The organism is Streptomyces longispororuber (assembly GCF_014656095.1).
Taxonomy (GTDB): domain Bacteria; phylum Actinomycetota; class Actinomycetes; order Streptomycetales; family Streptomycetaceae; genus Streptomyces; species Streptomyces longispororuber.
Map to the genome: position 1 here is coordinate 22,244 of NZ_BNBT01000079.1, position 14,377 is coordinate 36,620.

9 protein-coding genes are annotated in these 14,377 nt (G+C 74.6%); 1 reads left to right on the forward strand and 8 read right to left on the reverse strand.

Annotation, left to right across the window (positions count from 1 at the left end; genetic code table 11):
* Nucleotides 1–715: 715 nt before the first annotated feature.
* Both IE330_RS22895 and IE330_RS22900 read right to left on the reverse strand, forming a co-directional pair.
* Entirely contained in the window at nt 716–1,576 is an 861-nt protein-coding gene (locus tag IE330_RS22895) for a hypothetical protein (protein WP_190137968.1), read from the reverse strand.
* Nucleotides 1,577–1,799: 223 nt separating this feature from the next.
* Nucleotides 1,800–2,192 carry a hypothetical protein gene (locus tag IE330_RS22900; protein WP_190137969.1) on the reverse strand — a complete coding sequence of 131 codons (393 nt, stop codon included), beginning with the start codon at nt 2,190–2,192 and terminating at the stop codon, nt 1,800–1,802.
* Between the two features lie 284 nt (nt 2,193–2,476).
* On the opposite strand from IE330_RS22900, the gene IE330_RS39720 reads away from it, so the two are divergent.
* The gene (locus IE330_RS39720; RefSeq protein ID WP_268257322.1) at nt 2,477–3,742 is read left to right on the forward strand and encodes an LAETG motif-containing sortase-dependent surface protein; all 1,266 of its coding nucleotides are present in this window, start codon (nt 2,477–2,479) and stop codon (nt 3,740–3,742) included.
* Nucleotides 3,743–3,999: 257 nt separating this feature from the next.
* Here IE330_RS39720 and IE330_RS22910 read toward each other — a convergent pair whose 3' ends face one another.
* From IE330_RS22910 to IE330_RS22935, 6 genes are all read right to left on the reverse strand, one after another.
* The gene (locus tag IE330_RS22910; RefSeq protein ID WP_229925849.1) at nt 4,000–5,910 is read right to left on the reverse strand and encodes a GMC oxidoreductase; all 1,911 of its coding nucleotides are present in this window, start codon (nt 5,908–5,910) and stop codon (nt 4,000–4,002) included.
* 117 nt (nt 5,911–6,027) lie between these two features.
* Nucleotides 6,028–7,644 carry a succinic semialdehyde dehydrogenase gene (locus IE330_RS22915; RefSeq protein WP_190137970.1) on the reverse strand — a complete coding sequence of 539 codons (1,617 nt, stop codon included), beginning with the start codon at nt 7,642–7,644 and terminating at the stop codon, nt 6,028–6,030.
* A 135-nt stretch (nt 7,645–7,779) separates the two neighbouring features.
* A complete protein-coding gene (locus tag IE330_RS22920; protein WP_190137971.1) occupies nt 7,780–9,693 on the reverse strand; it encodes a serine/threonine-protein kinase in 1,914 nt (637 codons plus the stop codon).
* A gap of 96 nt (nt 9,694–9,789) precedes the next feature.
* Nucleotides 9,790–11,535 (reverse strand): serine/threonine-protein kinase, encoded by a 1,746-nt coding sequence (locus IE330_RS22925; protein ID WP_190137972.1) that lies wholly within the window; start codon nt 11,533–11,535, stop codon nt 9,790–9,792.
* Between the two features lie 157 nt (nt 11,536–11,692).
* A complete protein-coding gene (locus IE330_RS22930) occupies nt 11,693–13,381 on the reverse strand; it encodes a serine/threonine-protein kinase (protein ID WP_190137973.1) in 1,689 nt (562 codons plus the stop codon).
* Between the two features lie 306 nt (nt 13,382–13,687).
* The coding region (locus IE330_RS22935) for a serine/threonine kinase C-terminal domain-containing protein (protein WP_506005383.1) at nt 13,688–14,377 on the reverse strand (690 nt) is incomplete at its 5' end.

Genomic DNA, 14,377 nt, shown 5'->3' on the forward strand with positions numbered 1-14,377 from the left:
GGCCTGCGTGCCCGCCCCCGCGAAGCCCCCGCGAAGCCCCTGGAAGCACCGGCCGGCATCAGCAGGCCCCGCGAAGCCCCGGCGATCGGAGCCCCGCGCGACGCACGTGCGGGCGCGGAACCGCTGCGCCACGGACCTGAGTTCGGGCGGCCTCTCACCCGTACGGCGCGTGACCGGTTCCCGACGGGCTTCGTTGGTCCCGGTGTCCGTGCCAGCCAGGGGCGGGCCGCAAGAACCACGCGTGGCTCCGCTGGGGCGATGAGGCGTACGGGATCGCGTACGCCGTGGGACCTCGCCCCAGGGTTGTGACCGGACGGCAGGGGACAGCAGCCCGGTCACCCAGGGAACGGTCGGCTCCGGGGACGCCCGGGGCCGACCGGCCCCAGCTCTCTCGTCCGGGTGTTCCCCCTCGGGCGCACATAGATGTAGTCGAAACGGTTGCGCGAAGAACCAGCCATCCTCCACGATGCGTACAGGGCACGCGAAAAGCCCCGTACCTCAGAACTCCATTGCCATTGGTCTAAACCAGGCGTGCTCCCCGTGAGCGCCGGGGCGGCCACCGGCGTACACGAGCCAGCGGCGTACTCCCCCCGGCGCCGCGCCGAAGCACCGACGCTGCCCTGACGTCGGTGCTGACAGCCAAGGGCCCCGCGGATCCGTCCCGCGGGGCCCTTCGCTCGTCCGGCGGCCACCTCCCAGGGCCCCGGCGGCTCGCTCACTTCAGCGCGGCGAGCTGCGCGTCGATCAACGCCGCCGAAACCTTCGGCACGTCATCCGCCTTGTCCACCAGGGACGGGCCCTCGTACCCGCCGTCGCGGCTCTCCTCGCCCTCGGCCGCCCTCTCCGGGTCGTAGAGGTTCGTCGCCGCGAAGGACGCCAGCGTCGCACCCTGCCGGACGACGGTGACGGTCAGGCGCTGCACGAAGGTCTCCACGCGGCGGCCCAGCCGGTAGGAGACCGCCCCGTCGCCCTTGTCCGGCGCGGGCCGCGCCGTGACGCCCGAGTAGCGCCGGTCACCCTTGCGGAACGTGGCGCACCGCTCGGCCTGCGCCGCGGCGCGCAGGTCCTTCAGCGCCCGGGCGGCGTCGCCAGGGGTGTCGTACGCGTACAGCTCCACGTTGGTCGTCGAGGTGGCCGCGCCGTTGGCCGTCACCTGACGGCCGACATGGGCCTTCGCTCCTGACGGGGCCACGGGGGCGAGCAGGTCCGCGAGGGGGGCGCAGACAGCCGGGGACGCCGGTGCCTTCGCCGACGCGGTCTCCCAGGCGGGCGGCTTGCGCGGCGAGACCAGGTAGTCCTTCAGGCCGGCCTTCGCCAGGTCGCCCTTGGTGAGGGCCGCCGGAGCCGGTCCCGTCGTGTCGCCCTCCGGACCCTTGGGCTTCGCCGGAGCCGGTTCCGCCGCGCCGCCGTCCGGCCCCTTCGGCTTCGCCTGCGCCGTGGACGACGTACCGCCGGCGTGGCCCTTTCCGTCGCGGCCGTCCCCGTCACCGCCGTCGCCCCCGCCACACGCCGCCGTCAACCCCAGGGCCGCCACGACCGAGACCGCCACCACGCCACGCGTCACGACAGTTTTCACGTTCCCCCTGCTTTCACCTTGCGCGTTCTCGCGGAATGAGCCGTGTGAGCCACGTGACCCCCGTGACCCACGTGAGCCGTATGAGCCACGTGAGCCGCACGAGTCGTTCCGCGCCGTGCGGAGTCACCCGCACCCCTACTACGACTGAAGATCACGGCGGGTGGTTCCACGGAGCGGTCACCGAACGGAATCGGCCACCGCGGGGCGACGGAGGGGGAAGCCGTCAGCCCCAGAAGCGGTACGGGCTCAGGAGCAGGATGGCGAGGATCATGCAGCCCGCCACGATCACCACGCTGCGCGCCTGGCGCCACCGCTCCGACCGGCTCGCCGCGCGTTGCGGCCCGGCGGGGGCGGCCCGCCAGTCCGCCGGGCGCCAGGGTTCGGCGGACTCCTGCTTGCGCTTGCGGCGCTTGCGGCCGATCGTGCCCTCGGCCTGTCGCCGCGCCTCCTCCTCGTCCAGGCGGCGCAACCGCTCGGCGACCATGCGCGCCCGGGCGGACGGCTCCTTGGGCGCCGAGGCGCGGATGTCCCGTTCGCTGTCCTCGACGAACTTCTGCCACACCTCGTCGGGTATGGATGCCTCGTCGTCGGGTTCGCGCGGTGACTGCACGGACACTGTGCCCCCATTCCCCCGCCCTGCTCCCCGCAGCGGGCCTCATCTCGTCTGCAAACGGGGGAAGTTCTACGGCACCGTACGACGGCCGCACAAGCCGCAGTCCTCCCCGGCTCCTTCAGGTGTGACCCAAGCCACATAAAGTTCCCGTGAGTTCGAGTGCAACCATTCACAGGCGACGCAGGTCATGCATGCGTACCTACGGTCACTTCCGCGTAACCCGCGCGGAGGCCTCCAGCTCCGTGCCACGCGGTGACGTGCGGCACGCCGGACTCACTGAGGTCTTCATGAAGCTTCGCCGTGCTCTGGCCACAGCGGCCGCGACCGCCGCTCTCGCCCCGCTCGCGCTGCTGTCGGCCCCGGCCGCGCTCGCGACCGAGGGCGGCACCACGACGCCCGGAGCGACGGCGGACGAGACCCCGGCACCCCCCGGCGAGCCCGCACCGGGCCCGGACAACCCGGCGGAGAACCCCGCCGACAAGCCCGGGGAGCCCGGCACGCCCGAAGGCCCCGCCGACCCGGCGAACCCGGCCGACCCCGCGAACCCCGGCAACCCGGGCACACCCGGCGGCGACGCCCAGAAGCCCGGCGACAACCCCGGCGGCAACCCCGGTGACACCCCCGGCGGGAAGCCGGGGCAGAAGCCCGGCGAGGAACCCGGCGGAACGCCCGGGGACAAGCCGGGAGAGCCGGGCACCGGGCCCGGGGGCAAGCCGGGCCAGAAGCCCGGCGAGGAGCCCGGCGGCGACGAGGGCGGCAAGCCCCCGGCCGAGGACGACGGCGGGAAGGACCCCTCGCCGGAGCCCTGCGAGGTCGACGACGACACCGGCGAGGACCTCGACAGCCAGCTCGAGCTGGGCCTCACGGGTCTGCCCGGCAAGATCGTCGCGGGCAGCGGCTGGCACGAGTTCACGCTGACCGCGACCAACCTCGGCGACGAGGACCTCGGCGACGTCAACTGGCTCGTGGCCGCGGACAACTTCTCCAACAGCGAGGACGCCAAGAACTGGCTGAGCACGTACGCGCGCATCCAGTACTTCGACCCCACCGCCAAGGGCTGGAAGTCGATCGTCGGCAAGGACGCGGACGGCAGCTACTTCGACAAGACCACGCTCGGCCCCGACCAGCGGATCGAGCTGAAGCTGCGCCTCGACATCAGCGCAAAGGCGCCGGCCGGACCGGGCTACGCGCTCGGCCTCGGCGGTTACCTGGACGCCGAACTGGGCTGCGAGCACAACTCGTTCTCGTTCTTCGAGTTCACGGTCCTGGAGCCGGGCAGCGACAACGAGGACCCCGGTGAGGCCGAGGAGACGCCGGCCGAGGCCGAGCACAGGCCGGCCCCCCGGCCGCAGGGCGGCACCAAGGAGGTCAAGCGGACCTCCACCAACACCTTCACCGACACCTCACCCACCGGCACGCCCACCGGCAGCCTCGCCGAGACCGGCTCCAGCAGCATGCTGCCGGCCATCGGCGTCGTGGGCGGCGTCGCGGTCGCCGTGGGCGCGGGCGCCGTGTTCGTGGTGCGCCGCCGTGGTCACTCGGACGCCGCGTGACGGCTGCTCGGACGGTACGCGACGCGGCACGCGCGCGGGTCTGAGACGAGAACCACCGCAAGACGGGAAGGACCTGCACTCGGAGGGGGGTGCAGGTCCTTTCGCCTACCCGGCCGGGCCCAGCCTCGCGGCCCGACACCACGCGCCCGCCTCGCGGCACGACACCACGCCCGCGCGGCACGACACCACGCCCACCTCGCAGCACGACACCACGCCCGCCGCACAGCACGAAGCCCCGCCCACCGCCCGCCGACGCCCTACGTCAAAGGCTCCCCGGCCCTGCCCGACGCCTCCGCCTGCCCCTCCGCGGCCCCCTTCGGGGCCTCCTTCGCGTCCCCCTTCGGCGGCACCACCGGCACCCCCAGGAACGGCAGCCGCAGCGCGCCGAACGCGTCCGCCGGGACCGCCGGGGACCGCGGCTCGACCGGTGCCAGGCGTACGTAGGCCGCGCCCGGGGCCGGGCGGGGGTCCGGGTCCCCCTGGTTGGGCCAGAACGACATGGCGCGCTCGGCCTGGGCGGTGATCGTCAGCGAGGGGTTCACGCCGAGGTTCGCGGACACCGCCGAGCCGTCGACGACGGAGATGCCCGGGTGCCCGTACAGCCGGTGGTACGGGTCGATGACGCCGGTCTCCGGGCTGTCGCCGATCGGGCAGCCGCCGAGGAAGTGCGCGGTCAGCGGGGTGCCCATCAGCTCGCCGACGTTCGAACCGGAGAAGCCGTTGATCTCCGCCGCGAGGAGGCTCGCGGCGCGCGTCGCCTCCGGGATCTGGTCCGGGTTGGGCGCGCCGTGCCCCTGCCGGGCCGTCAGGAGGCCCTTGCCTATGCCCTTCTCCTTGCGGTACGTGGTCAGCGAGTTGTCCAGCGTCTGCATGACCAGGCCGATGATGGTCCGCTCCGACCAGCGGCGGTTCGACAGGGAACGCAGGGCGAGCAGCGGGTGCCGGGCGGTGTTGGCGAGCCACCCGGCGACGCGCGCCTTGCCGCCCTTGACGGTGTACGGGACCTGGAGCACGGTCAGGCTGCCCATCGCGTTGGACTTCTTGCCGTAGCGGACGGGCTCGATGTGGGTGGTGGCGTTCGGGTGGATCGACGAGGTGATGGCGACGCCCCGGGTGAAGTCGACGCGGCCGCCGGGGCCGAGCAGGCCGGGGTGGCGCCGCCGGTAGCGCCGGTCGGTGGTCTGCGCGCCCACCAGGGCCTCGGAGTTGGTGCGGGTCAGCTCGCCGAGCCGCCGTGACAGGTGCGGCAGGAGATGGCTGTCCCTCATGCGGTGCAGCAGCGTCTGGGTGCCGTACGTGCCCGCGGCGAGGACGACGCGGCGGGCCCGGAACGTGCGGCCCCTGCCCTTGCGCCTGTTGTCGGTGGGCAGCGTGGCCAGCGCGTAGCCGCCGCGCGAGTCCTCGGTGAGGGCGACGACGGTCGTCATCGGGTGGATGACCGCCCCGGCCTTCTCGGCGAGGTACAGGTAGTTCTCCGTCAGCGAGTTCTTGGCGCCGTGGCGGCAGCCCGTCATGCACTCGCCGCACTCGTTGCAGGCCCGTCGGGACGGGCCCGCGCCGCCGAAGTACGGGTCGGGAACTTCCGTGCCGGGCTCGGCCGTTGACTCACCGGTGGCGTCCCGCCCGTCACCGAAGAAGATGCCGACCGGAGCCATGTGGAAGCTGTCGCCCACGCCCATGGCCTCGGCCGCCGCCTTGAGATGGACGTCGGAGGGAGTGGTCGTCGGATTGAGCCGCACGCCCAGCATGCGCTCGGCCTGCTCGTAGTACGGACGCAGCTCGTCCTGCCAGTCCGTGATGTCCTTCCACTGCGGATCCTCGAAGAAGGCCGCAGGCGGTACGTAGAGCGTGTTCGCGTAGTTCAGCGACCCACCGCCCACGCCCGCGCCCGCCAGGACCATCACGTTGCCGAGCAGGTGGATGCGCTGGATGCCGTACAGGCCGAGTGCGGGGGCCCAGAGGTAGTTCTTCAGGTCCCAGGAGTTCTTCGGCAGGGTCTCGCGCGTGAAGCGGCGCCCCGCCTCCAGGACGCCGACGCGGTAGCCCTTCTCCGTGAGCCGCAGCGCCGACACGGAGCCGCCGAAGCCGGACCCTATGACGATGACGTCGTAGTCGTACCCCTCGCTGTCCCCGCCGCCCTCGCTCGGGACGGAGTTCTCCTGTGGCATCGGCTCTCCTCGACATCTGCGGGCTGTCTGTGGCTGGTCGCGCAGTTCCCCGCGCCCCCATCGGGGCGCTGCCGTACCCGGCACGGGCCTCGCACCGCGGCCTCCCGGGCGCTCCCGTCAGCGCAGGCGCAGCGCCTTCATCAGCTTCAGGCTCGTCGTCATGAGGGCCGCGTACTTCTCGTCGTCCATGCCGAAGGACGGCGCCAGCGGGAGGAGCCGCTGGTGGGCCACGGTCTGGGCCTCGGTGTACTTGAGGATGCCCTCGGAGCCGTGGCGGCGGCCGAGACCGGAGTCCTTCATGCCGCCCATCGGGGACTGCACGCTGCCGTAGGCGGGCGCGTAGCCCTCGTTGATGTTGACGGTGCCCGTGCGCAGACGGGCGGCGACGGCGCGGCCGCGCTTGCCGTCCCGCGTCCAGACCGAGGAGTTCAGGCCGTAGGGCGTCGCGTTGGCGAGCTCCACCACCTCGTTCTCGTCGGTGAAGCGGTAGACCGAGACGACCGGGCCGAAGGTCTCCTCCGTGCACACGGCCATGGGCGGCTCGACGCCGTCGAGGATGGTCGGCTCGTAGAAGTACGGGCCGATGTCGGGCCGGGCCACGCCGCCCGCGACGAGCGTGGCGCCCTTGGCGACGGCCTCGTCGACGTGGCGCCGGGTGGTCTCCAACTGCCGCTCGCCGACCAGCGAGCCCATGTCCGCGCCGTACGCGAGCGAGCGCCCGAGCCGCAGGGCCCTGGTGCGGGCGGCGAACCGCTCGACGAAGGCGTCCGCGACCGACTCGTGCACGTACAGCCGCTCGATCGAGATGCAGAGCTGGCCCGCGGACGAGAAGCAGGCGCGGACGGCGCCCGCGGCGGCCTTGTCCACGTCGGCGTCGTGCAGGACCAGCATGGCGTTCTTGCCGCCGAGTTCGAGGGAGACGCCGACGAGCCGGGCCGCGGCGCCCGCGGCGACCTCGCGGCCGGTGCGCGTGGAGCCGGTGAAGGAGACGTAGTCGGCGTGGGCCACGACCTCCGGGCCGATGACGGGTCCGTCGCCGAGCACGACCTGGAAGGCCTCGGACGGCAGACCGGCCTCCACGAGGAGGTCCCGCGCCCACAGGGCGGTCAGGGCGGTCTCCGTGTCCGGCTTCATCACCAGCGCGTTGCCCGCGACGAGCGCGGGCAGCGCGTCGCCCACGGACAGCTCCAGGGGATAGTTCCAGGGCGCGATCTGCCCGACGACGCCGCGCGGCTGGCGCGCCTCGGTGACCTGGGTCAGGACCGGTATGACGCCGGTGTGCCGCTTGGGGCTCAGATAGGCGGCGGCGCGGCGGCCGTAGTGCCGGGCCGCGACGGCGACGGCCTGGACCTCCTCGTGCGCGTGCAGCCGCGCCTTGCCGGTCTCGAGCTGTATCAGGTCGAGCACCTCGGCCTGGCGCTGGAGCAGCAGGTCGTGGAAGCGCAGCAGCACGGCCGCGCGCCGGCGCACCGGTGTGCGCGCCCACGCGACCTGGGCGGTGCGGGCCCGCTCGAAGGCGGTGGCGACGTCCTGTGGCGTGGACGCGGGCAGGTCGGCCAGCTTCTCGCCGGTGAACGGCGCGTGGTTCGCCGTCCGGCCCGAGCCGAGCACACCGCGGGAGAGCTGGGCGATCAGCTCGGGCGTGACCACGTCGGCGGCGGTGCGGGCGCCGCGCGGGGCCGGAGCGATCGGGTTCGTGCCGAGGGGTGCCGCGGGGGCCTGCGTGTCCGTCATGACGGTGAGCGTATGCCTGGGCGGACGCTTTGGGTACCCATGGGTAACAGGCTTTTACCGGCCTCGCGCGCCGTCCCGGGGACCCTCTTCCACCGCGCCAGTGCTTGCTGGCAGCAAAGCCGCTGATCAGGGGCGTTAGCCGGAACCGACCGCCGCTTTCCCGACCTTGAGGCGGTCCCGCGCGGCCTTGAAGAGAGCGGTGCCCCGCTTCTCGAAGACGGCGACCCCTTTGGGCATCCGCACCATCAGTTCGTACGCCTCCCCGGCGTCGGTGACGATCAGCAGCCGCATCTCGCGGAGGGCGACCGCCTGGTCCGCCGGGTCGCCGTCGTCCTCCTTGTACGTGGCGTCGAGCAGGGCCGCGTCCTGGCCGCGGAAGTCCGTCTGGGCCGAGGTGGTGTTGGCCTCCAGGTACGCCGGTGACTCGTACTCCTTCATCTCCTTGTTCGCCCAGGCGACGGCGTTCGGGGCGGGCACCCCGGCGTGCTTCGTGAGCCGCAGGGAGACCTGGCCGTGGGGCTCGGAGTACTCGACGAGCGGGTTCTCGGGGTCGCGGACCACCTCGGTGTACGAGGCGGGCACGGCGACCTCGGCCGTCAGTTTCGCCTCCTTGTGCACCTTCCAGCGCCCGCCGGCTCCGGACGATGCCGGTGGGTCCGGCTCGGGATACCCGGGCGGCGCGGGCTCGCCCTCCTCGCCCTCCTCGACGTTCCCGCCACTCGACCAGCCCTCGGCCTCGACGGCCTCCGCCGCCTCGCCGTCTCCTCCGTCGCCGCCCCCGCCGACGGAGGTGCCGAGCCAGACGCCGCCGCCGACGAGGAGCGCGCCGACCAGGGCGGCGGTGACCAGGGGCTGGACGCGCCGGTGCAGGGGGGCGCGGTCCCGCGACCGCGTGGCCGCGGTGTCCCCGGGCTCGTCCCGCTGCCGCGCGGCGGTGGCCTCCTGGGGCGCGGGGGCCGGGTCACCCTCCGGGCGCGCGGCGGTGGAGTCCCCGGGCGCAGGGGCCGTGCCGCCCTCCGGCCGCGCGGCAGTGAGGTCCTCAGCCACGGGAGCCGTACGATCCCGCGACCGCGCGGCAGCGGCGGCGCCGGCCGGGGGCGCGGCGGCGGGGGCACCCGCGGACGTGGCGGCAGCGGCGTCCCCGCCCGAGGACGTGGCGGCAGCGGCATCCCCGCCCGAGGACGTGGCGGCAGCCTCCGGACGCGCCGCGTCCCCGCGGCCGTGCCCCGCCACCGCCGACACCGCCGACAGCGCCGCCGCGACCTCCGGGGCGGACGGGCGCCGCTCGGGCTCGCGGGCGAGCAGCCGCTCGATCAGCGGGGCCAGCTCCCCCGCCCGCCCGGGCCTCGGCACCTCCGCCGAGAGCACCGCCGCCAGGGTCGACTCCAGCGTCGGCCGCCGGAACGGCGACGAGCCCTCCACCGCCGCGTACAGCAGCACCCCCAGCGACCACAGGTCGGAGGCCGGGCCCGCGCCGGGGGACGCCATCCGCTCGGGCGCGACGAACTCCAGCGAGCCGACGAACTCCCCGCTGACCGTGAGGGCCTCCTCGCCCTGGATGCGGGCGATGCCGAAGTCGGTCAGGACGACGCGGCCGTGGTCGCCGAGCAGCACGTTCGCGGGCTTCACGTCCCGGTGGACGATGCCCTTGGCGTGCGCGGCCGCCAGCGCGCCGACGAGCGCGAGGCCGACGCGCGCGGCCTCGGCGGGCGCCAGCGCGCCGCGCTTGAGCACCTCGTGCAGCGACTCGCCCCGTACCAACTCCATGACGATCCACGGCTGTTCGTCGTCCTCGACGACCACGTCGTGGATGGCGACGGCCGCCGGGTGCTCGACCTGCGCCGCGGCCCGCGCCTCGCGCCGGATGCGGGCGTACGCGCGCCGCCCCGCCTCGTCCCGCGGGTCGCCGGGCAGGCGCGGCTCCTTCACGGCGACCTCGCGGCCCACCAGTTCGTCGACGGCACGCCACACCGTGCCCATGCCCCCGGAGCCGATGCGCTCGACGAGCCGGTACCGGCCCCCGATCACCCGTCCGCCGTCAGTACTCATGTGCCATGAGTACCGTGCGGGGGTCGGCGGGGGCCAGTCCGGTGATCACCTCGTGACCGCCCGTCATCCCGCCGAGGGGCGCGGGGACCTCCGGCGTCAGGGCTTGTCGATCTCCAGGCTGTCGATGGCCTTCCTCGCCACCTCGCGGCCCCGCTCGGTGAAGTCGCTCTTGGCCGGGTAGTCGATCCACAGCTTGTACATGTCGCCTGACGTCGTCCGGTAGTAGAAGATCCTGGCCTCGCGCGGGTACTCCACCTCGCTCTCCTTGTTGGTGTACGGGATCAGGTTCTCCGCGGACTGGTTGCCCTGGTACTCGCCCTGCGTGGTCTTCCTGCCGGGCCGCAGCGAGTCCGGGCTCAGCGACGAGCCGAACACCGAGCTGCCCTCGTCCAGGGCCTTCATGTCCTCGTACGCCTCGGCCATGGAGGTGGCCGCGATGTACTTCAGGTCGTCCTCGGCCTTCTTGTCCAGCCCCAGCGTCACCGTGATCGCGCCGCTGGAGTCCCGGTACGAGACCCAGTGCTCCTTCGGAGCCGGTGCGGAAGGGCCCCAGGTGTCGTACCCCTTGGGCACCGACACCGAGGCGCCGAGCTCCTTGGCCGTCTCCCGCTTCCAGGCCCCGCCGTCGGAGGAGCCGCCGAACGGGTCGAGCGCCACGAGCACCCCCGCCGCCACCACCGCGGCCAGCACCCCGCCGACGGCCGCGAGCGCCTTGCGGCTCAGGAACACGCCCTTGCCGCGCGGCGCGGGGTCCCCCGCGACGGTCACCACCCGCGTGGGCGGCGGCTCCGGGGGCCTGGCGGCCTCTTCGAGGAGGGCCCGCACCCGCGCGGCGGTCGGGCGGTGGGCCGGGTCCTTGCGCAGCAGGCCGTCGATGGCCTCGGCCAGCGGGCCCTGGGCGGAGGCGGGCGCCGCGGGCGTGGCGTTGAGGACCGACTGGAGCGTCGCGGGCGTGTTGCTGCGCCGGAACGGCGAGACCCCCTCGGTCGCCGCGTACAGGACGACACCGAGCGACCAGAGGTCGGACGCGGGGCCCGGCCGCTGGCCGAGGACGCGCTCCGGGGCGATGAACTCAGGGGAGCCGACGAAGCCGCCGGTGTCCGTCAGGTTCGTCTCGCCCTCGATCTGGGCGATGCCGAAGTCGGTGAGCACGACCCGGTCGTGGTCGTCGAGCATGACGTTGTCCGGCTTCACGTCGCGGTGCAGGATCCCCGCCGCGTGCGCGGCCTCCAGGGCGCCGAGCACCTCCAGGCCGACGCGCGCCGCCTCACGGGCGCCGAGCGTGCCCTCGCGCAGGGCCGCGCCGAGCGAGCGGCCGCGCACGAACTCCATGACGATCCACGGCCGGCCGTCCTCGAACACGACGTCGTGGACGTTCACCACGGCCGGGTGGTCGAGGCGGGCGGCGGCGCGGGCCTCGCGGCGCATCCGCTCGAAGGCGTTGGCGCGTTCGCGCTCGGGCACGTGGTCGGGGACGCGCGGCTCCTTGACGGCGACCTCGCGGTCCACGGTCTCGTCCTTGGCCCGCCAGACCGTGCCCATGCCGCCGTGGCCGAGCTTGGCCAGCAGCCGGTACCGGCCACCGACGAGCCGGCCCGCGCCGGGCTCCGACCGGCCCGCGTGCGGCTCCGCCGGACCGCCCGCGCCGGGCGCCGAACGGTCCGCGTGGGGCGGCTGGTTCGCCTGGTCCGGGACCACCTGCGTCGGCGCCGGGGGCTCCGCCGGAGCCGGGGACCGCGGGGCCGCGGCCGGTCCGGCGTCCCGCTCCGGCGGGCGCGGAGGCTGCAGCCCATAGCTGGTGGTGTCGTTCGGGCTGTAGGAAGCTCCCCCGTCGTTACTCATGGACCCATCAGTACCGTGCGGAGCGTGTCTGGTTCCAGCCGGGTCACGCACTTGTGACCGGGGTGATGCACGGGCCGGGAACCCCGCGGGCGAGGGCCTGCGGAGAGGGCGGGTGAGAGCCGGGTGCCCGCGCGCGGGAGCCGCGTGCCGCACCGTGTCAACGGCGTACGAACGTGTCCACCGCCGTGTCGAAGTGCCGCCGCGCCCCCGGTGCCTCGGCCAGCGGCGCCGACATCCACACGTCGTACATCCGCCCGCCCTCCACCCAGCACAGGTCGAACGTGCGCCGCGCGCCGTCCGCCCCCTCGGAGGCGTCCCAGGTGAACTGCCACAGCGCGGCCGGGCGGCCGTTGCGCGTGGTCTCGGTGACCTGCCCGGCGCGGTAGCCGGGGGTCAGCGCGGGCCCCTGGGCGTGCGCGCGGCGCTGGGCTGCGAGCGGACCCCCGGGTACCGGCTCGGCGGACTTGATGCCGATGCGGGCGCCGCCGTCCGGGGAGCTGTAGAAGACGCTCGGGCCCTCCGTGGTCCGCCGGTAGCCCTCCGGGACGGCGAGGGCGAAGCCGCGCGGGTCCTTCGCCAGGCGGTAGCCGCCCGGCGGGTCGGGGGTCGAGGGGCGCGGCGAGTCCGGGGTCTTGGTGACCGTCGAGGTCGCCGTGGGGCGCGGGGCGCCGGTGTCCGGCCCGGTGCCGTTCTGGGAGGCCGAGCTGGGCGGGTTCCGGGCGCCCCCGTCGCCGTCCCGGCCGAGCAGCAGCGCGGCGGCCGAAACCGCGCCCACCGCGACGGCGGCGACCAGCGCGGCGGCCACCAGGACGGCGCGGCCCTGCCGGCGGTTCAGCCGGGAGAACCGGGACGGCGGCCCCGGCCGGTACGGGTCGTCCGGCAGCGGGAGCAGCACCGTGGCCCTGGTCTGCGGGTAGCGGGGCAGCGGACGCTGGGCGGGCGGGTGCCGCCCGGGCCGTAACGCGGCGGGCAGCAGCCCCGTCCCCGGCCGGTCGTCGGGGGACCCCGGCATCGTGCCGGTGAGGACGAACGCCCGCAGCAGCTCCTCCGCCGCAGCCGCGTCGAGCCGCCGCTCCGGGTCGCGTTCGAGCAGGCCGAGGACGACGGGCGCCAGGGGTGCGGCGGCGGGCGGCGGGTGGATCTCGTCGAACACGACGGCGTGCAGCACCCCGCCGATGGAGTCCCGGCGGAACGGCGACTCCCCGCTGACCGCCGCGACGAGCAGCGCCCCGAGCGACCACAGGTCGGACGCGGGGCCGGTGCGCTCGCCGGACATGCGCTCGGGCGCGGTGTACTCGGGCGAGCCGACGAACGTCCCGCGCTCGGTGAGCGTGGTCGCGCCGCTGACCCGCGCGATGCCGAAGTCCGTCAGGACGACGCGCCCGGTGGCCTCCTCGATGAGGACGTTCGCGGGCTTCAGGTCGCGGTGCAGGATCCCGGCGGCGTGCGCGGTGCGCAGCGCGCCGAGCAGGTCGAGGGCCACGCGGGCGGCCGCGTGCGGGCCGAGCGGCCCGGAGCGCGCGATGCGCCGCGCGAGCGAGACGCCCTCGACGTACTCCATGACGATGTACGGCTGGCCGTCGTGGAGGACCACGTCGTGCACGACCACGATGTGCGGGTGCTGCAGCCGGGCCACCGCCCGGGCCTCGCGCAGGGTGCGCTCGCGCTGCCGGCCGGCCTCCGCCTCGGAGAGCGTCTCGTCGACCGCGAGTTCCTTGACGGCCACCCGGCGGCCGAGGAGCTGGTCGGTCGCCCGCCACACCACGCCCATGCCGCCGCGGTCGAGCCGCGCTTCGAGGCGGTAACGACCGGCGATCACACGGGTGCTGTCACCCAGGCTCCCCATGCGGCCATCATGCCCCAGAGGTGTGGCCCTCGATCCGCCTGACCGCGGGAGGTGCCCGGGACCGGCCGGTTCAGGCCGCCCGCGCAGGTCACAGGCGTCAGTTCAGGCCACGGGCGCGAAGCGCCGACTCGGTCCCGTACGCGGCCTGCGCGTCGGCCCCGCACTCCATACGCGGCGGGCGCGTCGGCCCCGTACCCCGTGCGCGGCAGGCACGTCGACCCGGCACCCCGCACGCGGCAAGCACGTCGACCCGGCACCCCGTACGCGGCAGGCACGTCACCCCGCGCCCAGGCGCGGCAGGGCGCCTCAGTCCCGCCAGCCGCGCAGCACCGCGTCGAACTGTTCCCGCGTCTTCTCCCAGTTCTCCTCGGGAGCCGACATGTAGATGACGTACTCGACGCCGTCCTCGCTGATGTACGCCTGCTCGATGGCGTGCCGGGGGCCCTTGGTGGTGTCGTTGGACCCCGCCGTCCAACTGAACTCCCACAGCGCGCCGGGGCCCTCGCGGAACGTGTTGGAGTTCAGGTGCAGCCGCCGGTAGCCGGGCAGCTTGAGCTGCCGCTCCATGTCGAGCTGGTGGGCGTAGGGGGTGTAGAAGTCCGGGCTGCGGTCGACGCCGATGCGGACGAAGTGACGGCCGTTGTCGGGCGTGTAGTCGATCTGGCTGCCGTCCACCCGCCGGGTCCAGCCCTTGGGCAGCATCAGGCTGAAGCCCTCCGCGTCCCGCACGCGCACCCAGTCCGCGGGGATGCCGCCGACGACCTTGCCGCCGTCCTCGCCCCGGTCCTTGTCGTCGCCGCCCTTGCCGTCGGTCCGCTCGCCGGCCGTGGCCCGCGTGCCGCCGTCCCCGTCGCCGCCGTACTGGAGGTAGCCGAACACCCCGGCGCCGCCGAGCAGCGCCGCCGCGGCCACCAGGGCGACCCGCCGGACCCACCGCCCGCGCCCGTAGCCGGGGGCCGGGGGCAGGCCGGGCCCGGGCACGGCCGTGGTCCGCTC

Bases quoted from the DNA above. Each gene is read 5' to 3' on its own strand.
- IE330_RS39720 (WP_268257322.1), top strand. From the start codon at position 2,477: ATGAAGCTTCGCCGTGCTCTGGCCACAGCGGCCGCGACCGCCGCTCTC.
- IE330_RS22910 (WP_229925849.1), bottom strand. From the start codon at position 5,910: ATGCCACAGGAGAACTCCGTCCCGAGCGAGGGCGGCGGGGACAGCGAG.
- IE330_RS22915 (WP_190137970.1), bottom strand. From the start codon at position 7,644: ATGACGGACACGCAGGCCCCCGCGGCACCCCTCGGCACGAACCCGATC.
- IE330_RS22920 (WP_190137971.1), bottom strand. From the start codon at position 9,693: ATGAGTACTGACGGCGGACGGGTGATCGGGGGCCGGTACCGGCTCGTC.
- IE330_RS22925 (WP_190137972.1), bottom strand. From the start codon at position 11,535: ATGAGTAACGACGGGGGAGCTTCCTACAGCCCGAACGACACCACCAGC.
- IE330_RS22930 (WP_190137973.1), bottom strand. From the start codon at position 13,381: ATGGGGAGCCTGGGTGACAGCACCCGTGTGATCGCCGGTCGTTACCGC.